A 20522-nucleotide genomic window follows, 5' to 3' on the forward strand; every position below is an offset into this window, starting at 1 on the left:
ATTGCCGTTTACCCTAATTCAAAATCAAATTTCGACTACATGTCTTGCAAGAAAATGAGAATTGTGAAGTCTATTTTTCTTCAGAATTCTCTTCCTTTGCATTTTTGCTTTCTATCTTAGCGTCCAGCTTGGCTGCCCTTGCTTTACGCAGAAATGACTTCGCTTCTACGTTAATTCTTTTCAATACTTCTTGAACTTGGCGACGCTTCAAACGTAGATCGTCAAAACATGTAGTAACAAAAAAATTATCTTGGCATTGCAACTCTTTGTCACGTATGAAATTCTGCAAAACGGTCTGTACTTGATCTACTTTACTCAAGGCCAACTCGGCAACATCGTTTGCGCTGATAGAACCTGCAATAAATTCGCGATTCAATTCCTCTGTCATTTTTTCTAACAAACCATATTCAACTCGCGCAAGACTCTGTTGTGCCAGCACCGGAGTAGGCAAATAAACCTGGGCGATTAGCAGGCAAAATAGCAAAGCCAAAGCAGGCAATTTAATAAATTTTTTATTAAGCATGGGCAGGTGTATCCAGCATGGCATGAATTTCTCGTTGGTCAGCACTCATATACTCTTTAGATTGCATTTCTATAATGCGCGAGACCGTGCGATGAAATTCATTTGATAAAGTACCTTGTGTGTACAATAATTCAGGCGCTACTTCTGCCGACATAATGAGTTTTACTTTATTGTCATAAAACACATCGATTAGCCAAGTAAAGCGTCTCGCCTCTGAAGACATACCTGCCGACATCTGTGGGATAGACGAGAGTATGACCGTATGAAAACGGCTTGCGATTTCCAAGTAGTCATTTTGTGAACGAGGGCCACCGCACAAAGTCGTAAAATCAAACCAAATCGTGGTGCCGGCGCGGCGTAAGGATTTCAAACGTCGGCCTTCAATATCGACATAGGGATCTTCATCCTTGGTCTCTGCTACTTTTGCAAATGCAGCGCGTAAGCCTTGATCAGTTTGTGCATTCAAAGGCGTTAAATAAACTTCAACTTGCTCCAAGGCTCGCTTGCGATAATCATTGCCGGAATCAACATTTAAAATATCCAAGCGTTCTTTAAGCAAAGCGATAGTGGGCAACATCCGATCTCTGTGCAAACCGTCAGGATATAAAGTATCTGGTTGATAATTAGAGGTCATTACAAACGACACCCCATTATCAAATAATGCCTTCATTAAGTTATACAGCAACATCGCATCGGCGACATCTGAGACATGAAACTCATCAAAACAAATCAAACGATATTTTTTTGCAATACGGGCAGCAACTTCATTTAATGGGTCGGCGACACCTTTAAGCTCGTCTAACTCACGATGCACAGCGCGCATAAATTCATGAAAATGCAAGCGTGTTTTACGTACTACAGGCACCACTGAGTAGAAGCTATCCATCAAAAAAGATTTGCCGCGCCCTACGCCGCCCCACATGTAAACTCCACGTGGCACTTCAGGGCGACTAATCAAACGCACTAGGCGATTTGCACGTTTGGATTTGTATTCCACCCAATCGTCATAAGCTTGTTGCAAGCGATCCACCGCACGTTTTTGCGCGGCATCGACTTGAAAGCCGCGTTTATCAATTGCCTCTTGGTAAAACTCGTGAACGTTCATGACATTACGCAAAAAAGAAAATACATAAACCGCAGAGGCGCAGCCCACGCCGAGAAATCAATCAGTTTTCTCTGCGTACGCTGCGCCTCTGTGGCTAAACTCTTTTTTCTAATAAGTTAGAAAAAAATTAGAAGCAAATTATCAGAAGTTCAAAGAGCGCTTATCAACAGCTAACGCGGCTTCTTTCGTCGCTTCAGACAAAGATGGGTGTGCATGGCAAATACGTGCGATATCTTCGGAAGAAGCACGGAATTCCATTGCCACAACCGCTTCAGAAATCAATTCGGAAGCCATCGGGCCGACAATATGAACACCTAAGATTTCATCCGTCGTTGCATCAGCCAAGAATTTCACCATACCAGAGGTATCACCTAATGCACGTGCACGACCATTCGCCATGAACGGGAATGTACCTGCTTTGTAAGCAACGCCGTCTGCCTTCAATTGCTGTTCTGTGCGGCCAACCCATGCGATTTCTGGTGACGTGTAGATGACCCAAGGAATCGTATTGAAATTGACGTGACCATGTTGACCAGCGATACGTTCCGCGACAGCAACGCCCTCTTCTTCCGCTTTGTGTGCGAGCATAGGTCCGCGAACTACGTCACCAACTGCCCATACATTTGCCAAATTCGTTTTGCAATCACCATCAACAGCGATGAAACCACGTTCATCCAAAGCCAATCCAACTGCTTCCGCATTCAAACCATTTGTATTTGGCGTACGGCCAATCGAAATGATCAATTTATCGAATACGGCTTTGTGCTCGGTGCCTTTATCATCGGTGTAATTGACTGTGACATCATTTGCACCTTTAACGATTTCACCGATCTTGACACCAAGATTGATAGACAATCCTTGCTTAACGAACAACTTGTGCGCTTCTTTCGCGATTTGCTCGTCGACCGCGCCCAAGAATGTTGGTAATGCTTCGAGTACAGTCACTTCAGCACCGCAACGACGCCAAACGCTACCCATTTCCAGACCGATAACACCAGCGCCAATCACGCCTAATCTTTTCGGTACTGCTGCGATTTTCAATGCACCGTCATTCGACAAAATCAATTCTTCATCAAACGCTGCACCTGGTAAAGAACGTGCATTCGAACCTGTTGCGACGATAATATGTTTGCCCGTAATCGTCTCTTCCGCCTTGCCCGCCACTTTGATTTCATAAGCGCCATCAGCAGCTTTCACAAACGAGCCATGACCGTGGAAGAATGTGACTTTATTCTTTTTGAATAAGTAGACGATCCCGTCATTGTTTTGCTTCACGATGGTGTCTTTACGTTTCAGCATTTTCGCGACGTCTAGTTCCAAGCCACTTACACTGATACCGTGATCTGCAAAGGCGTGACCTGCGTGTTCATAGTGCTCCGATGATTGCAACAATGCTTTTGACGGAATACAGCCAACGTTAGTGCAAGTACCGCCTGGTGCTGGACCACCTTTGTCGTTAGTCCATGCATCGATACAAGCTGTTGAAAAACCTAATTGTGCCGCGCGAATCGCAGCGATATAACCACCAGGACCACCGCCGATAACGACGACATCAAATTGTTTGCTCATAGTCTTACCTTGTCAGGTTTACTTTTCAATAAATAATGGGGAATGAGCGCAGTCTATTTTTATCTAACAAAACTTTTGCGCTCATTAAAACGAACTTAGTCTTCTTCTGGAATAAAGATCCACGCCAGCAAATAGAAAATAATGCCGAAACCAAAGCAGGCAACGAAGATCACAAACACCAAACGCCAAATCCATGACTGCATGCTAGTGAATTTACCGAGGCCGCCGCAAACACCACCAATCCATTGGTCTGTTTTTGAGCGACGCAAATAATTCAATTGCGCGAATGGATTTTCCGCATTCGAATTGTTTGCCGAATTACCTGAATTACTTGCATTCAATCCAGCTAGTAATTTTTCTTTGGCCTGAGCAAACTCAGCATCAGTCAGTGCGCCCGACTGATGCAGTTTGTGCAGACGATCAATTTCGTCAGCAATATTCATAGGGTGCGGGCTCTTTATCGAGAGATTAGAGGTCTAACAACAAGCGCGCTGGATCTTCCAAGGCCTCTTTCATCGCGACCAAACCAAGCACAGCTTCACGACCGTCAATGATACGGTGATCGTAAGACATTGCTAAGTAGTTCATAGGACGAACAAGGATTTGACCATTTTCAACCACAGCGCGATCTTTCGTTGCATGTACGCCCAAAATAGCGGATTGTGGTGGATTGATGATCGGTGTCGATAACATAGAGCCGAAAGTACCACCGTTGGAGATAGAGAAAGTACCGCCAGTCAAATCGTCCAAAGTCAATTTACCGTCTTTTGCTTTAGCACCGAACTCGCCGATTTTCTTTTCAATTTCAGCGATTGTCATTTGATCTGCATTGCGCAAAATTGGTACCACCAAACCGCGTGGGGAACCCACTGCGATACCAATATCAAAGTAACCGTGGTACACAATGTCATTGCCATCAACAGAAGCATTCAAAATTGGATATTTCTTCAATGCTGCAACTGCTGCTTTAACGAAGAAGGACATAAAGCCCAATTTCACGCCGTGTTCTTTTTCGAACTTGTCTTTGTACTTGTTACGCAAATCCATGACTGGCGCCATATTGACTTCATTAAATGTTGTCAAAATCGCGTTAGTGGATTGTGATTGCACTAAACGTTCTGCAATACGTGCACGCAAACGACTCATAGGCACGCGCTCTTCTGGGCGATCACCAAGATTAGCAACCGCTGGCGCCGCAACTTGCTGCAAAGCTGGTTTCGCTGCTACTGGTGCCGCCAAAGGTGCCACTACTGGAGCAGCCTTGCCTGCAACTGCAGCCAATGCATCACCTTTTGTTACGCGACCGTCTTTACCCGTGCCATCAACTGCACCTGCAGATAAATTGTTTTCAGCCAAAATTTTTGCAGCAGCGGGCATTGCGATACCCGCAGCGGAACTTGCGCTAGCAGTGGCGACTGGGGCGGCTGCTGCTGCAACTGGAGCAGCGGCAGCAGGTGCGGATGCACCAGCACTTGCTTCCGTATCCATCATCGCAATTACTTCACCAGCAACGACTGTGCTGCCATCGCCTTTGATAATTTGCGTGATCACGCCTGCACCTGGTGCTGGCAATTCCAACACCACTTTGTCCGTTTCAACGTCAACTAAATTTTCGTCGCGGCTAACTGCTTCGCCGACTTTTTTATGCCAAGAGAGCAAAGTCGCTTCGGCGACAGATTCAGATAACTGAGGAACTTTTACTTCGATAATTGCCATGTTTATTCTCCGTGTAGGATGTCTATGTCTAATTCGGCACTGCGCTTTCTTTATTATTGGCAATGCCGCCTAGGATTATTTGGTCAAGATATAGCCCTTGAGTTTCGAAAAGGCTGCATCAAGCAATGCTTTTTGTTGCGCATAGTGCTTATCGTAGTAACCGACAGCTGGAGATGCGCTTGCAGGGCGACCTGCGTAAGCAAGCTTCTGACCTTCATCCAAACTTTCAAAGATATTGTGCTGAATTTGGAACCATGGACCTTGATTTTGTGGTTCATCTTGTGCCCAAACCAATTCCACCATGTTCGGGAATTTCTTCAATTCCGCGACAAAACTCTTATGTGGGAATGGGTAGAGTTGTTCCACACGAATAATCGCTGTATCAGTTTGTGCGCGTTCTTTACGTGCATTCACCAAATCATAGTAAACCTTGCCGGAGCAAGCGATCACGCGTTTGACCTTCTTCGTATCGATAGACTCATCCACTTCACCAATCACCGTATGGAAGCTACCTTTTGCCAATTCTGACAATGGAGAACCCGCATCCTTATTACGCAACAAAGACTTCGGCGTCATGATGACCAAAGGCTTACGGAATTGACGGATCATTTGACGACGCAACAGATGGAAAATTTGCGATGCTGTCGTTGGTTGAACGACTTGCATGTTGTTGTCTGCACACAATTGCAAGAAACGTTCTGGACGAGCAGAGGAATGTTCTGGACCCTGACCTTCATAGCCATGTGGCAGCATCATCACGAGGCCGCAAGCACGACCCCACTTCACTTCGCCGGAGCTAATAAATTGATCGATAACGACTTGCGCGCCATTCGCGAAGTCACCGAATTGGGCTTCCCAGATAGTCAACGTATTTGGCTCTGCGCTCGAATAACCATATTCAAACGCCAATACCGCTTCTTCTGACAAAACAGAGTCAATCACCGTGAATGGTGCTTGTTTATCGGAAATGTTTTGCAGTGGAATATACGTCCCTGCGTCCCAACGCTCACGTTTTTGGTCATGCAACACAGCATGACGATGAACGAAAGTACCGCGACCTGCATCTTGACCAGTTAAACGAATCGCGTAACCTGAAGATACCAAGGAAGCAAAGGCCAAGTGTTCGCCCATACCCCAATCGAGGTTCATTTCGCCACGACCCATTGCTGCGCGATCTGCCAACACTTTTTCTACCAAACTGTGTGGTTTAAAGTCGGCTGGAATAGTCGTGATGCGTTCTGCCAAACGTTTCAATTCAGTGGTTGGAACCGCAGTGTCTGCAGCATCGGTCCATTTCTTATTCAGGAATGGAATCCAATCAACTGCAAATTTATTCTTGAAATTAGAAATAACTGGATCAACTGTATGTTTACCTGCATCCATCGCATCACGGAAGGCTTTCACCATATCGTCGCCAGCCGTCGCTGCGATGGTGCCTTGCGCTGCCAATTTATCGGCATACATCTTACGTGTGCCAGGATGTTGAGCAATCTTTTTGTACATCAAAGGCTGTGTCAATGCTGGCGTATCTTGTTCGTTATGACCCAATTTACGGTAGCAGATAATATCGACCACAACGTCTTTCTTGAAAATCATACGATAATCAAGCGCGATTTGCGTTGCCAAGACCACTGCTTCAGGATCATCTGCATTCACGTGCAAGACTGGCGCTTCGATCATCTTAACAACGTCTGAGCAATACAAAGTAGAACGTGCATCACGTGGATCAGAAGTCGTGAAACCAATTTGATTATTGATGACGATATGCACGGTACCACCAGTACCATAGCCGCGTGTTTGCGCCAGATTCAAGGTTTCCATGACAACGCCTTGACCCGCGAAAGCAGCATCACCGTGTACCAAAATAGGCAACACTTGCGCGCCGTCTTTATCGCCACGGCGTTCCATACGTGCTTTCACAGAACCTTCAACCACAGGATTGACGATTTCCAAGTGAGACGGATTGAACGCTAATGACAAATGAACTGGACCGCCTGGAGTTGAGACATCAGAGGAGAAACCTTGGTGATATTTCACGTCACCAGCTGGCAAATCATCGGCATGTTTGCCTTCAAATTCAGCAAACAAATCTTGCGGCATTTTGCCCAAAGTATTGACTAGCACGTTCAAACGACCGCGGTGCGCCATACCAATTACGATTTCTTCCACACCGCGCTCACCTGCGCGTTGAATCGTTTCGTCAATGGAAGCGATAAAACTTTCCCCACCTTCTAACGAAAAGCGTTTTTGACCGACATAACGTGTATGTAAATAACGTTCCAAGCCTTCTGCTGCTGTCAAGCGTTCCAGAATGTGTTTTTTCTTTTCGGCTGTGAAGTTAGGTGTAGAGCGGATTGATTCTAATTTTTCTTGCATCCAGCGCTTTTCGGCTGGATCACCGATGTACATAAATTCGGCGCCGATAGAACGACAGTAAGTATCACGCAAGGAATTGAGCAGGTCGCGTAAAGAGGCGGTCTCTGTCCCAAAATAGGTGTTGCTGATATTGAACTGAGTGTCCATATCCGCGTCAGTAAAACCATAAAAACTCGCTTCCAACTCTGGGAGTGGTGGACGTTCTTGGCGTTGTAATGGATCGAGATTGGCCCAACGGCTACCCAAGAAACGGTAAGCGGCGATTAATTGCTGAGCGGCGACACGTTTGCGTCCCATTTCAGCGTCACCTGCTGCACTTACGGTACGGATAGGACCTTGTTTTGCACGTTCGGCAAATGAGGCGATGACTGGCGCATGAGCCACGTCGGGTTTAGCGGAACCATCAACAGCGGGAACGTGTTGCATGGCGTCGAAATACGCGCGCCAATTGTCCGGCACGGAGCCAGGATTGTTGAGATACGACTCATACAGTTCTTCAACATACGGCGCATTGCCGCCGAACAGATACGAGTTAGCGTTTTGTTGTTGCATCATATTGCTCACCTTTCTTCGCGCTTCGCGAGATTAGCGGGTTAATCTAACCTTCCGCGACACGGCCTGACCGGTTAGCGGATTGCACATCAAGTTGTGGGGAAGGACTCATTCGAAATTCTTTTTTCAACCGGAGATTTGACACGGCACTTCAGGAAATACCACTTCAAACAAAAGGAAGAATCTTGATTTTCAACATCAAACGCGAGAATAACATATTTCGCCATAAAAAAAGCGAGCATTTGATGCTCGCTTTTATAAAATATATTTAATCGCTTAAATAATAATTGCCATTAAATCTAATTAATTTTACTTAACGCTTATCGATCGCTGGAACATCACGTTTTGGAGAGCCAACAAACAATTGACGTGGACGACCAATTTTTTGCTCTGGATCAGAAATCATTTCTTTCCATTGTGCGACCCAACCTACTGTACGCGCCAAGGCAAAAATACCAGTGAACAATGCAGTAGGAATACCTAATGCACGTTGTACGATGCCAGAGTAGAAATCGACGTTTGGATACAACTTACGTGATACGAAGTATTCATCTTCCAAAGCGATTTTTTCCAAAGCCATTGCTAACTTAAACAATGGGTCGTCTTGCAAGCCTAATTCGTTCAAGACTTCGTAGCATGTTTCGCGCATTAATTTTGCACGTGGATCGTAGTTTTTATACACACGATGACCAAAGCCCATCAACTTCACGCCAGAGTTTTTATCTTTGACTTGCTCGATGAAACGAGGAATGTTGTCGACAGAACCGATTTCTTCCAACATGCTCAATGCCGCTTCATTTGCACCACCGTGTGCAGGACCCCACAAGCAAGCGATACCAGCTGCGATACATGCAAATGGATTCGCACCAGAAGAACCAGCCAAACGCACTGTTGATGTCGATGCATTCTGTTCATGATCTGCATGCAAAATCAAAATACGATCTAAGGCGCGGACCAACACTTCATTGACTTTGTATGGCTCGCAAGGATTCGAGAACATCATGTACATGAAGTTCGCGCTATACGACAAATCATTGCGTGGATACACGAATGGTTGGCCGATAGAGTATTTGTAGGCCATCGCGACCAAAGTTGGCATTTTCGCGATCAAACGAATTGCCGATACTTCGCGGTGGTGCGCATCATTGATATCTAAAGAATCGTGGTAGAACGAAGCTAATGCACCAACGGTACCAACCAATACGGACATAGGATGCGCGTCACGACGGAAACCGCGGAAGAAGAATTGCATCTGTTCGTGCACCATAGTGTGCTTAGTCACGGTGTCGACGAATTTTTGCTTTTGCTCAGCATTTGGCAACTCGCCATTCAACAACAAGTAGCAAGATTCTAGGAAGTCACCACCGTTTTGCGCCAATTGTTCAATTGGGTAACCACGATACAACAATTCGCCTTTATCACCATCGATGTAGGTGATGGAGGAGTTGCATGCCGCAGTCGACATGAAGCCTGGGTCATAAGTAAATTTGCCAGTGGCACCGTACAACTTACGAATGTCGATCACGTCAGGTCCGATAGAGCCTTTGTAAATTGGCATTTCGATCGATGGGGAGCCATCAGAAAATGATAGCGTTGCTTTTGTTTCAGAGTTGGTCATGGCTCTTCCTTCGTTGCAGGTGAGTCGTTAATAAAAAATGCAAAAACATGAGAAAAAACGAGCGAAATAAAATCCGTCAATTCGCGCTCTACATACAATCTTAAGCTGCGCGCAAACGCGTCAACAGCGCTTTCACATGAGGCAAATCGAGCTGATCTTCTGGCTCTTTTTTCCCCATCAACAAATCCATTAATGCATTGTCAGAGATGTCCATCAGGCGACTAAAAGCATCCACCTCTTCATCTGACATAGTTTCTTCATGCGCATCTAAAAAGCGCGTGAGTATCAAATCATTTTCTAGCAATCCGCGGCGCGCACGCCAACGTAATCTTGCTCGATTTACTGGATCGCTTTGATGCAAACCAGACATCACACCCGACATGATTTTTCCTATCTATTACTATCTATTAGACTGGTCAGAATCTTCTGTTTTATTTACCGCTTTAAACAAAAGATTCTGACTCAGGAAGCGCTAAAACGTTCATTAATGCTAGGCAAAACACTTCACTGCACCATCAAAATGAACATTTAGTGCTATTTACACTGCGCGACGAACCATCAATTCTTTGATCTTACCGATGGCTTTTGTTGGGTTCAAACCTTTAGGGCAAACGTCAACGCAATTCATAATAGTGTGGCAGCGGAACAAGCGATATGGATCTTCCAGATTATCCAAACGCGCATTCGTTGCTTCGTCGCGTGAATCTGCGATAAAGCGATATGCTTGTAACAAACCAGCAGGACCAACAAACTTATCTGGATTCCACCAGAAAGATGGACATGAAGTTGAGCAGCATGCGCACAAAATACATTCGTACAAACCGTCCAGCTCTTCGCGTTCTGTTGGGGATTGCAAACGCTCTTTTTCAGGCGGAATGCTATCGTTGATCAAGTATGGCTTGATTGAATTGTATTGCTTGAAGAATTGCGTCATATCCACGATCAAATCGCGAATCACTGGCAAACCAGGCAATGGGCGCAAAACGATAGGCTCAGACAATTCGTTCAGATTGGTAGTGCAAGCCAAACCATTCTTACCGTTGATATTCATCGCATCGGAACCACACACACCTTCACGGCATGAACGGCGCAAGGCCAAAGAATCATCAACGTCTGCTTTAATACGTTGCAAAGCATCCAGCAACATTTTATCGGTGTCTTGCAATTCGACGGTCAAGTCTTGCATGTAAGGCTTCGCATCCTTGTCCGGATCGTAGCGATAGATTTTAAATTTTAATGTACGTGCCATAGTGATCTCTTTAGAATGTACGTGCTTTTGGTTGGAAAGTTTCCACCGTGAGCGGCTTAGTTACAACTGGTTTGTAATCTAAGCGATTACCCTCTGAATACCACAAAGTGTGCTTCATCCAGTTTTCATCATCACGTTTTTCGTAATCGCGATGTGCATGAGCACCACGCGATTCCTTACGTGCATTTGCTGATGTGATCGTTGCTTTTGCAGTCTCGATCAAGTTATCCAATTCCAGCGCTTCTACGCGTGCTGTATTAAATACTTTGGACTTATCTTTGAAGGAAACGTGCTTACGACGTTCATCCAATTCCATAATCTTGCCCAAACCTGTTTGCAACAATTCGTCGGTACGGAACACACCGCAGTATTGTTGCATCGTGCTACGAATCGCATTTGCCACGTCTTGTACGCGCTCAGTACCAGTGCTGTTTTCCAACTTAGCCAAGCGAGACATTGCCAAATCAGCTGCGTCTTTTGGCAGATCTTTATTGCTGCGCGCTTTCAAATTGCTTGCAACAACGTGGTTACCTGCTGCGCGACCGAAGACGATCAAATCGAGCAAGGAATTTGTACCCAAACGATTCGCACCATGCACGGAAACGCAAGCGCATTCACCGATTGCATACAAGCCATTCACCACTTCATTCACGCCATTCTTCGTCGTGACGACTTGACCATGAATATTGGTTGGAATACCACCCATTTGGTAATGAATCGTTGGAACGACTGGAATTGGCTCTTTAGTCGCATCGACGTTCGCAAACTTGTGACCAATTTCCAAAATCGACGGCAAACGTTTTTGAATCGTATCTGCACCGATATGACGCAAATCGAGTAACACATGATCTTTATTCGGACCGCAACCGCGACCTTCTTTGATTTCCTGATCCATAGAGCGGGAAACGAAATCACGTGGCGCCAAATCTTTAAGCGTTGGCGCATAACGCTCCATGAAGCGCTCACCTTGGCTATTCACCAAAATACCACCCTCACCGCGTACGCCTTCTGTAATCAAAACGCCTGCCCCTGAAACGCCTGTTGGGTGGAATTGCCAGAACTCCATATCTTGCAAAGGCAAACCAGCACGCGCTGCCATACCCATGCCGTCACCGGTATTAATAAATGCATTGGTGGATGCTGCGAAAATACGACCCGCACCACCTGTTGCAAAAATAGTCGTTTTGGCTTCCAGCATCATGACTTCACCGGTTTCCATTTCGAGCGCAACGACGCCCAAAACATCACCTTCAGCATCACGAATCAAATCAATCGCCATCCATTCGACGAAGAAATGGGTACGAGCACGCACATTGCGTTGATACAGCGTATGCAACAGCGCATGACCTGTACGATCAGCTGCCGCGCAAGCACGTTGCACTGGCTTTTCACCAAAATTCGCAGTATGACCGCCGAATGGACGTTGATAAATAGTGCCATCCGCATTACGGTCAAATGGCATACCAAAGTGTTCTAGTTCGTAAACCACTTTTGGTGCTTCACGACACATAAATTCGATTGCATCTTGATCACCAAGATAATCACCACCTTTGACAGTGTCGAACATATGCCAAAACCAATTATCTTCCGACATATTACCCAGCGAGGCACCGATACCACCTTGTGCCGCTACGGTATGAGAACGGGTTGGAAAAACTTTCGACAGGACAGCCACATTCAGGCCAGCTTCTGCCAACTGTAAGGATGCACGCATACCGGAGCCACCAGCACCGACGATTACCGCATCAAAGCGACGGGAAGGGATTGCAGACTTAATTGCAGCCACGATTACATTCTCCACAAAATCTGTGCGGCGTAGCCAGCACAAGCGACCAACCACACGATAGTGGCGACCTGAAATACCAAACGCAATACAACTGAATGCGTCACATAATCCATCCAAACATCACGCATCCCTACCCAAACGTGATAGAGCAAAGCGATAACGACTGCGAAGGTCAGCAATTTGAACCACTGCATCGCAAAAATACCACTCCAAGCGTTGTAGCTTGATTCGCTAGAAGTTAAAAACAAAACTAATAATACGACGGTGTACACCGCCATTAAAATTGCTGTAACGCGCTGCGCCAACCAATCGCGCACGCCATATCCCGCGCCGACAACTAGGCGCTTTGATCCAATATTATTATTCGCCATTTTTAAAATACTCCAAACAATTTCAGTGCGACCAAAGCCGTCAAACTCAAGCTCACGAACAACACTGCGACCGCTGATTGACGGCCACTATCTTTATCCAAACCAAGATGAAAATCCATCAACAAGTGACGTACGCCAGCAGAAAAATGGTGTAAATAAGCCCACACCAAAGCCAGCACAACGAGCTTGACTGGTATCGATGCAAAGAACATATGCAACATAGCGAAGGACACTTCTGATCGTAGACTTTGATCAAGCAAATACAAAGCAAACGGCAGCAGCAGACACATCAACATGCCACTAATACGATGCAGAATCGAGACGAACCCCGCTAGCGGCAGTCGATAACCACCAAAGACCGCATCAGAAAGGCGCATCACACCAAAACGCTTCTTGTTTTTAACAACTTCAGACATAAATAAATTCCCCCAAAATGACTCGGCACTACAACTTTATAATTTTCGCCTATTTTGATGCATTGCACCAACAGATTTGATGGTTTTCTGAAAATTATTCTTAAATTTGATCAAGGATTAAGCAAATAACTTGGGTCAATCAATAATAACTGTACGGGTCAACTCAATTCATTCCGATAATGATGCGCATTCGTTAAGTACAAGCCGCGACGCAACTCCACTGCCTTATCACCATATGTAAATGAAATTCGCTCCACACTTAATAGCGGCGTACCGATCTCCACCTTTAATAATGCAGCACTATCTTGTTGCGCACATACCGCGCGAATTTCCTCTTGCGCACGTATCATGTGAGTGCCAAATTCAGACTCAAATAAGGCGTACATCGGCCCCTTATATTCATTTAGGCGCTCCATGGTTAGTCCCTTGAAGATGGCGCCCGGTAACCATAACTCCTCTAAAATAGTCGGCACGCCAGCGAAGAATTGTACTCGCTTTAGAAAAACGACGGACTCGCCCGCTTTCATTTCCAAACGGCGCGCAACCTCCGCCGGCGCACGCAAGCGCTTCACCTCTATAATTTTATTTTCTGGATAAGCGCGCTCACCGCTATCTGGGACTAAGCGCAAAAAACGAAATTGCGAACGCGCTTCATGATGTGTCGCGACAAAAGTACCCTTCCCTTGGCGCCGCACAACAAGATTTTCGGCAGACAGCTCATCAATGGCTTTTCGTACTGTTCCCTGACTGACTTTAAAACGCGCCGCCAACTCTATTTCGCTTGGAATGAGCTCGCCAGGTTTCCACTCACCTGATTGCAAGCTTTGCGTAATCAAGCCTTTAATCTGTTGATATAAGGGGCTGAATGTTGGCGCAGAAGATGCATACAAATCCGCATCGGAAGTTAGCAAACTTTTCGACTCATTTGGCTGCATAGTGGAAGGCACAGTTGGATTCATAGTCCGCAATTTCACCACAAAAACAGAGTATAAGTCTAGCGAAAAGTAAAAAACTTATCATGTCTTATATAAGACATAAGATATCGATTGACACAAACAAAGTGCCGCAATACACTTCGACAAATAAAAATGATTTAGCGCAAACTAACTCGCTTTATTAAAAAATTCCTGTAGAAATACACGAATCCAAAGCAATTTGGATCGCCTGCAAATGTTATTCAGCGGTATGATTTCAGCCGCTTACTTCATTTGAAGGATTTTGATTCGAAATTTGCGCCTTAATTTGTACCCTAATCGGCACGCAATTGATGAGATCGAGGATCTAATTTAATTCTTGGAATAAAGCATTACAATATTATTTTTACACCACTGCGGAGAAATACCATGTCTAAATCCCCTATGCGCGTTGCCGTTACTGGCGCAGCTGGCCAAATCGGCTATTCCCTCTTGTTCAGAATCGCCAATGGCGACATGCTGGGCAAAGATCAGCCAGTCATTTTGCAATTGCTAGAGATTCCTGATGAGAAAGCACAAAAAGCGCTGAAAGGCGTGATGATGGAAATCGACGATTGCGCATTCCCATTGTTGGCTGGTATGACAGCGCACAGCGATCCAATGACAGCATTCAAAGATATCGACGTTGCTTTGTTGGTTGGCGCGCGTCCACGTGGCCCAGGCATGGAACGTAAAGATTTGCTCGAAGCAAATGCGCAAATTTTCACGGTTCAAGGTAAAGCTTTAGATGCAGTTGCATCCCGCAATGTTAAAGTCTTGGTCGTTGGTAATCCAGCCAATACAAATGCTTACATCGCGATGAAATCCGCGCCTAACCTGCCATCTAAAAACTTCACAGCGATGTTGCGCTTGGATCACAACCGCGCACTGTCTCAAGTTGCGGCTAAAACAGGTAAAGCAGTCGCAGATATCGAAAAATTATGCGTATGGGGCAATCACTCTCCAACCATGTATGCTGATTACCGTTTCGCTACTGTTGCTGGTCAATCAGTCAAAGACATGATCAACGATCAAGAATGGAACAAAGACGTGTTCTTGCCAACAGTCGGCAAACGCGGTGCTGCCATTATTGAAGCGCGTGGCTTGTCCTCAGCAGCTTCTGCTGCAAACGCGGCAATTGATCACGTACGTGACTGGGTCTTGGGCACAAACGGCAAGTGGACCACGATGGGTATTCCATCTGACGGTTCCTATGGCATCCCAGAAGGCACGATGTTTGGCTTCCCTGTCACAACAGAAAATGGCGAATACACAATCGTTCAAGGTTTGGAAATCGATGAATTCTCCCGTGAGCGTATCAATGTCACACTCAAAGAATTGCAAGAAGAGCGTGATGGCGTGAAACACTTAGTTGGCTAATTGAGCTAAAACTGGGCTTGCCAATCAAGGCAAGCCCTTTAGTTTATATAGAAATATTTAATTTGAATTTGCTTGCAAACGAATTCAAACGCTAGTAGCCAGTTTTACCCGCCGATTTTTTGTACGACGATTTATTACAAGATCTATTAATGACATCAGCGACGATGCACCCATCTCAGGCATTATTTCAAGATCAGGCCGCACCAATTTTTTTACCAGTGTGTGATCACTATGCTGGCTCGGAAAAATTGATGCTGAAATCGTTGAGTCTACAAAACGAGCTTGGACCTATCTTTGACATCACATTCGACTGTGAAGATGGTGCGGCCGTTGGAAATGAATTGACCCACATACAAATGTTGACTCAGATCATTGCGTCTGAAAGCAACCAATTTAGCCGTATAGGGGTTCGCGTTCACCATCTAGATCACCCAGCCTTTGAGCAAGATATCCGTCAGCTTTTAAGCAGTCATGATGCCTGTAAAAAACTGGCTTATATTGTGCTACCAAAAGTAAATACGGTGCCTGAAGTTAATGCTGCTATCGATACTATTAATGAATTATCCCGCCTACACGATCGTCAATCAATTCCTGTACATCTACTAATTGAGACGCAAAGCGCGCTAGCTGATGTAGCGGATTTAGCGGCCATACCTCAAGTTGAGTGCCTGTCGTTCGGAATTATGGATTTCGTATCCTCGCATTGGGGCGCCATTCCAGCGAGCGCGATGCGTTCGCCATCCCAGTTTTCACATCCACTGTTAATGCGCGCCAAACTGGAAATCGCTGCGGCATGCCATTTGCATGGCAAAGTCCCCTCACATAACGTCACCACCGATTTTAAAGATCCGTCGATTACACTTAGTGATGCAACCAGAGCCAGCCAAGAATTTGCTTATACCAGAATGTGGAGCATACACCCAAGTCAGATTAAACCAATTATTAAAGCGATGGCGCCACGCAGCGCTGAAATTAATGAAGCAGTACTAATTTTAAGCTCTGCTCAAGAAAACCAATGGGGGCCGATAGAAATACTTGGTCGCCTACACGATAGAGCCAGCTATCGCTATTATTGGACCGTCTTAAAAAAAGCAAGTATGAGTGGCATCAACTTGCCCGAAGGTGCACAATACTTAATCTGAACAAATACGTTAAGCGAGCTATTGTTTATCTTAATCAAAATATGTATCGCCCCAATTAAATTACTGAATTTGAATTACCGAAGAGACACCATGAAATCATTACACTTATCTCAGCAGATGCTAGCCAAATTACTGATCGCCGTGTGTGCAACAGGCTTATCAGTATCAGCTTTTGCCGCTGACAGTCCTGCGTCAAATGTCGCTAAAAAATCAAGCAAAACAAAATCCAGCAAGGTTACTAAAACTGATAACAAAAAAAATGATTTTGATACGAGTGAGCCTGAGCCGAATATCGACCAAAGCGCAGACACGGAATATAAATGTGAACTCGGCAATTCTTTAGTGATGTACGCACACCCAGAAGACAATCAAAGTTTAGCGATGCGTTGGAAAAATCGTCTCTACAAATTAACTCGTGTAGAAACTTCCACCGGCGCGCACCGCTTTGAAAATCAAAAAGTCGGCCTAGTCTGGATCAATATTCCCTCCAAAGGTATGCTTCTTGATTCACGTCGAGGCAATCAATTAGCCAACGAATGTAAAAGCACCAAAATTGCCACATCAGGGGTCAACGAAACACTGGTTAAGTAGGCACAAATTTATCGAAAAGATCATTTTCAGATTTACGTAGTTCACTATTTAAAAAAATTGCACTATTAGTTTTAAATTCGTATCACCTCACTTCATTGTTCATCATCGAATATAAGGAACAGCCATGAGCCAAGCCAACTATCAAGACGCGTTTAAAACGCTGAAAGATTTTAAAATCACTGACACCAAGAAAGGTAAATTCTTTTCTTTGCCAGCACTCGAAAAAAATCTGGGCGTGAAAATTTCACGTTTACCAGTGTCCATTCGGATCGTGTTGGAATCCGTCTTGCGTAACTGCGATGGCAAAAAAGTGACAGAAGAACACGTCAAACAATTGGCGAACTGGGGTGCAACAGCGGCTCGCACTGACGAAATTCCTTTCGTTGTGTCACGCGTAGTTTTGCAAGATTTCACTGGCGTTCCTTTGTTGGCTGACTTAGCGGCGATGCGTAATGTCGCTGCAAAACAAGGTAAGAATCCAAAAAATATCGAACCATTGGTTCCAGTGGATTTGGTAGTTGATCACTCGGTACAAATCGATCATTTCCGTGAAAAGAAAGCATTGGATTTGAACATGAAGTTGGAATTCTCTCGCAACAACGAGCGTTACCAATTCATGAAATGGGGTATGCAAGCATTTGATACTTTCGGCGTCGTTCCTCCAGGCTTTGGTATCGTGCATCAAGTTAACTTGGAATACTTAGCACGCGGTGTGCATAAAGCAACCGACAAAAAGAAAAATGATGTGTACTACCCAGATACATTGGTAGGTACAGATTCCCATACCACCATGATCAACGGTATCGGTGTAGTTGGTTGGGGCGTTGGCGGTATCGAAGCTGAAGCGGGCATGCTTGGTCAACCAGTGTATTTCTTGACACCTGATGTAGTCGGTGTGAATTTGACTGGCGCATTGCGCGAAGGCTGTACAGCGACCGACTTGGTATTGACGATCACAGAAATGCTGCGCAAAGCAAAAGTGGTTGGTAAGTTTGTTGAATTCTTCGGTGAAGGCACACGTTCTTTGTCTTTGACGGATCGCGCAACGATCGCCAATATGGCACCAGAGTACGGCGCAACGATGGGCTTCTTCCCTGTGGATGAAGCAACAATCGATTACTTCAAAGGTACAGGTCGCACTAAAGCTGAAATCGACGCATTTGAAGGCTATTTCAAAGCACAAAAAATGTTCGGTATTCCGAAAAAAGGCGAGATCGATTACACGACAGAATTGTCATTAGATCTGTCCACGGTTGCACCATCTTTGGCTGGCCCAAAACGTCCACAAGATCGTATCGAAATTGGCAATGTCAAATCAACATTCGCAGATTTGTTCAGCAAGCCAACTTCCGAAAGTGGTTTCAACAAGAAGGCAGAAGACTTAGCTGCTGTGTACACCAATGCTGATGGCGTTAAAGTGAAGAACGGCGATATCTTGATCGCTGCAATCACATCATGCACCAACACTTCCAACCCTAGCGTTTTATTGGCTGCTGGTCTATTAGCTAAGAAAGCCGTCGAAGCTGATTTGAAAGTATCTCCGCACATCAAGACTTCTTTAGCGCCAGGATCTCGTGTTGTAACGAAGTATTTGGAAGCGGCTGGCTTGCTTCCGTACTTGGAAAAACTCGGCTTCGGCGTCACCGCTTACGGCTGCACAACCTGTATCGGTAACGCAGGTGATTTGACACCAGCGATGAACGAAGCGATTGTGGCAAATGATGTTGTGGCTGCCGCTGTATTGTCAGGCAACCGTAACTTCGAAGCACGTATTCATCCAAACATTCGCTCTAACTTCTTAGCATCGCCACCATTGGTTGTCGCATATGCGATCGCTGGTAATGTCACAAAAGATTTGATGACAGAACCTGTTGGCCGCGTCAAAGGCAAAGACATTTTCTTGGGCGATATCTGGCCAACTAGCGCAGAAATCAACAAGTTGATGAAGTTCGCGATGAATTCCAAAACATTCAAAGAGAACTACGCTGACGTTAAAGGCGCACCAGGTAAATTGTGGGAAGACATCAAAGGCGTGGCTGAAGGTGAAGTTTACAACTGGCCAGGTTCGACTTACATCGCTGAGCCGCCATTCTTCGCTGACTTCACGATGGAACCAAAAGCCGCTGCGACTGGCATTACTGGCGCGCGCGCATTGGGCGTATTCGGTGACTCCATCACCACCGACCACATCTCCCCTGCTGGCTCAATCAAAGAATCCAGCCCAGCTGGTAAATGGTTGAAAGAAAACGGCGTATTGAAGGCTGACTTTAACTCCTATGGTTCACGCCGTGGTAACCACGAGATCATGATGCGCGGTACGTTTGCCAACGTGCGTATCAAGAACTTGATGATTCCAGCGAAAGAAGATGGTTCACGTGTTGAAGGCGGCGAAACATTGTTCCAACCAACTGGCGAACAAATGGCAATCTACGATGCAGCGATGAAATACGTTGCTGAAGGTACGCCAACCATGATCTTCGGCGGCGAAGAATACGGTACAGGTTCTTCCCGTGACTGGGCTGCAAAAGGCACACAATTATTGGGCGTAAAAGCTGTAATCGCGAAATCTTTCGAACGTATCCACCGCTCTAACTTGGTCGGCATGGGTGTCTTGCCATTGCAATTCTTGGGTAGCGATAGCGTTGATTCTTTAGGTATTACTGGTAAAGAATCGTACGATCTGAAAGGTATCGAAAACGATATCAAGCCGCAACAAGAAGTCACCTTGGTAATCAATCGCGAAGATGGCAGCAAACAAGAAGTGAAAGTCTTGTTGCGTATCGATACACCAATCGAAGTTGACTACTACAAACACGGCGGTATCTTGCCATTCGTGTTACGTCAGTTGTTGGCTGCGTAAACTAGAGTGCTAGGCAGCTAGATGAATAAAAAAGGGACGAAGCTTTTGGGTTTCGTCCCTTTTTTTGTGATTCGACCATGAACGCTCTGTTTAAATTAGGTATCAGTGTGTGGCAAATTTCTAGCTTGATCGTTTTTTGACTAGCGACAAAGGCCGACAGAATTTGGATGCTAGTATCTCAGAGTTAGTTGGCTAATAGAGCAATAAGCTAAAAAGGTTATAAGTGCTTTTTATCGAATGGATTTTTGCTCTTGTATTCTATTTTTTTAAAATTACTTGCTTCACTATTTTGTTTAACTGGTCTTGCGTAACAAA

17 protein-coding genes are annotated in these 20522 nt (G+C 45.3%); 4 read left to right on the top strand and 13 right to left on the bottom strand.

The window, feature by feature from the left end; all coding sequences use genetic code 11:
• Positions 1–70: 70 nt before the first annotated feature.
• The 13 genes from ACFFJH_RS19875 to ACFFJH_RS19935 form a co-directional block, all read right to left on the bottom strand.
• Positions 71–523 carry a hypothetical protein gene (locus ACFFJH_RS19875; RefSeq protein WP_390214863.1) on the bottom strand — a complete coding sequence of 151 codons (453 nt, stop codon included), beginning with the start codon at positions 521–523 and terminating at the stop codon, positions 71–73.
• Positions 516–1628: a cell division protein ZapE gene (gene zapE, locus ACFFJH_RS19880; RefSeq protein WP_390214865.1), complete on the bottom strand. Its 1113-nt coding sequence runs from the start codon at positions 1626–1628 to the stop codon at positions 516–518. The genes ACFFJH_RS19875 and zapE overlap by 8 nt, the downstream gene beginning before the upstream one ends.
• A gap of 141 nt (positions 1629–1769) precedes the next feature.
• Positions 1770–3197, bottom strand: a complete 1428-nt coding sequence (lpdA, locus tag ACFFJH_RS19885; RefSeq protein WP_390214867.1) for a dihydrolipoyl dehydrogenase — start codon at positions 3195–3197, stop codon at positions 1770–1772.
• A gap of 95 nt (positions 3198–3292) precedes the next feature.
• On the bottom strand, positions 3293–3640 hold the full coding sequence (locus tag ACFFJH_RS19890) for a PspC domain-containing protein (protein WP_390214869.1): 348 nt from the start codon (positions 3638–3640) through the stop codon (positions 3293–3295).
• Between the two features lie 25 nt (positions 3641–3665).
• Positions 3666–4913 carry a 2-oxoglutarate dehydrogenase complex dihydrolipoyllysine-residue succinyltransferase gene (odhB, locus tag ACFFJH_RS19895; protein ID WP_390214871.1) on the bottom strand — a complete coding sequence of 416 codons (1248 nt, stop codon included), beginning with the start codon at positions 4911–4913 and terminating at the stop codon, positions 3666–3668.
• 75 nt (positions 4914–4988) lie between these two features.
• Positions 4989–7844 (bottom strand): 2-oxoglutarate dehydrogenase E1 component, encoded by a 2856-nt coding sequence (locus ACFFJH_RS19900; protein ID WP_390214872.1) that lies wholly within the window; start codon positions 7842–7844, stop codon positions 4989–4991.
• Between the two features lie 310 nt (positions 7845–8154).
• Positions 8155–9459, bottom strand: coding sequence for a citrate synthase (gene gltA, locus ACFFJH_RS19905; RefSeq protein ID WP_212673793.1), 1305 nt, complete (start codon positions 9457–9459; stop codon positions 8155–8157).
• A 100-nt stretch (positions 9460–9559) separates the two neighbouring features.
• A complete protein-coding gene (locus ACFFJH_RS19910) occupies positions 9560–9829 on the bottom strand; it encodes an FAD assembly factor SdhE (protein WP_212674450.1) in 270 nt (89 codons plus the stop codon).
• A gap of 168 nt (positions 9830–9997) precedes the next feature.
• The gene (locus tag ACFFJH_RS19915) at positions 9998–10708 is read right to left on the bottom strand and encodes a succinate dehydrogenase iron-sulfur subunit (RefSeq protein WP_390214875.1); all 711 of its coding nucleotides are present in this window, start codon (positions 10706–10708) and stop codon (positions 9998–10000) included.
• A gap of 10 nt (positions 10709–10718) precedes the next feature.
• Complete coding sequence (gene sdhA, locus ACFFJH_RS19920) at positions 10719–12494, bottom strand: succinate dehydrogenase flavoprotein subunit (protein WP_390214877.1); 1776 nt, start codon at positions 12492–12494, stop codon at positions 10719–10721.
• 2 nt (positions 12495–12496) lie between these two features.
• The gene (gene sdhD / locus ACFFJH_RS19925) at positions 12497–12865 is read right to left on the bottom strand and encodes a succinate dehydrogenase, hydrophobic membrane anchor protein (protein WP_390214879.1); all 369 of its coding nucleotides are present in this window, start codon (positions 12863–12865) and stop codon (positions 12497–12499) included.
• Positions 12866–12867: 2 nt separating this feature from the next.
• Positions 12868–13281, bottom strand: coding sequence for a succinate dehydrogenase, cytochrome b556 subunit (sdhC, locus tag ACFFJH_RS19930; protein WP_390214880.1), 414 nt, complete (start codon positions 13279–13281; stop codon positions 12868–12870).
• Positions 13282–13439: 158 nt separating this feature from the next.
• The gene (locus ACFFJH_RS19935) at positions 13440–14216 is read right to left on the bottom strand and encodes a GntR family transcriptional regulator (RefSeq protein WP_390214993.1); all 777 of its coding nucleotides are present in this window, start codon (positions 14214–14216) and stop codon (positions 13440–13442) included.
• A 408-nt stretch (positions 14217–14624) separates the two neighbouring features.
• Here ACFFJH_RS19935 and ACFFJH_RS19940 point away from each other — a divergent pair, with 408 nt between their 5' ends.
• The 4 genes from ACFFJH_RS19940 (at position 14625) to acnA (ending at position 20207) form a co-directional block, all read left to right on the top strand.
• Entirely contained in the window at positions 14625–15614 is a 990-nt protein-coding gene (locus tag ACFFJH_RS19940; protein WP_212673799.1) for a malate dehydrogenase, read from the top strand.
• Positions 15615–15763: 149 nt separating this feature from the next.
• Positions 15764–16756 (top strand): HpcH/HpaI aldolase/citrate lyase family protein, encoded by a 993-nt coding sequence (locus ACFFJH_RS19945; protein WP_390214882.1) that lies wholly within the window; start codon positions 15764–15766, stop codon positions 16754–16756.
• 90 nt (positions 16757–16846) lie between these two features.
• The gene (locus ACFFJH_RS19950; RefSeq protein ID WP_390214884.1) at positions 16847–17347 is read left to right on the top strand and encodes a hypothetical protein; all 501 of its coding nucleotides are present in this window, start codon (positions 16847–16849) and stop codon (positions 17345–17347) included.
• A 124-nt stretch (positions 17348–17471) separates the two neighbouring features.
• Positions 17472–20207, top strand: a complete 2736-nt coding sequence (gene acnA, locus ACFFJH_RS19955; RefSeq protein WP_390214886.1) for an aconitate hydratase AcnA — start codon at positions 17472–17474, stop codon at positions 20205–20207.
• Positions 20208–20522: the final 315 nt, after the last annotated feature.

The sequence above is a fragment of the Affinundibacterium danionis genome, assembly GCF_042432465.1.
GTDB classification, from domain to species: Bacteria; Pseudomonadota; Gammaproteobacteria; order Burkholderiales; family Burkholderiaceae_D; genus Undibacterium; species Undibacterium danionis.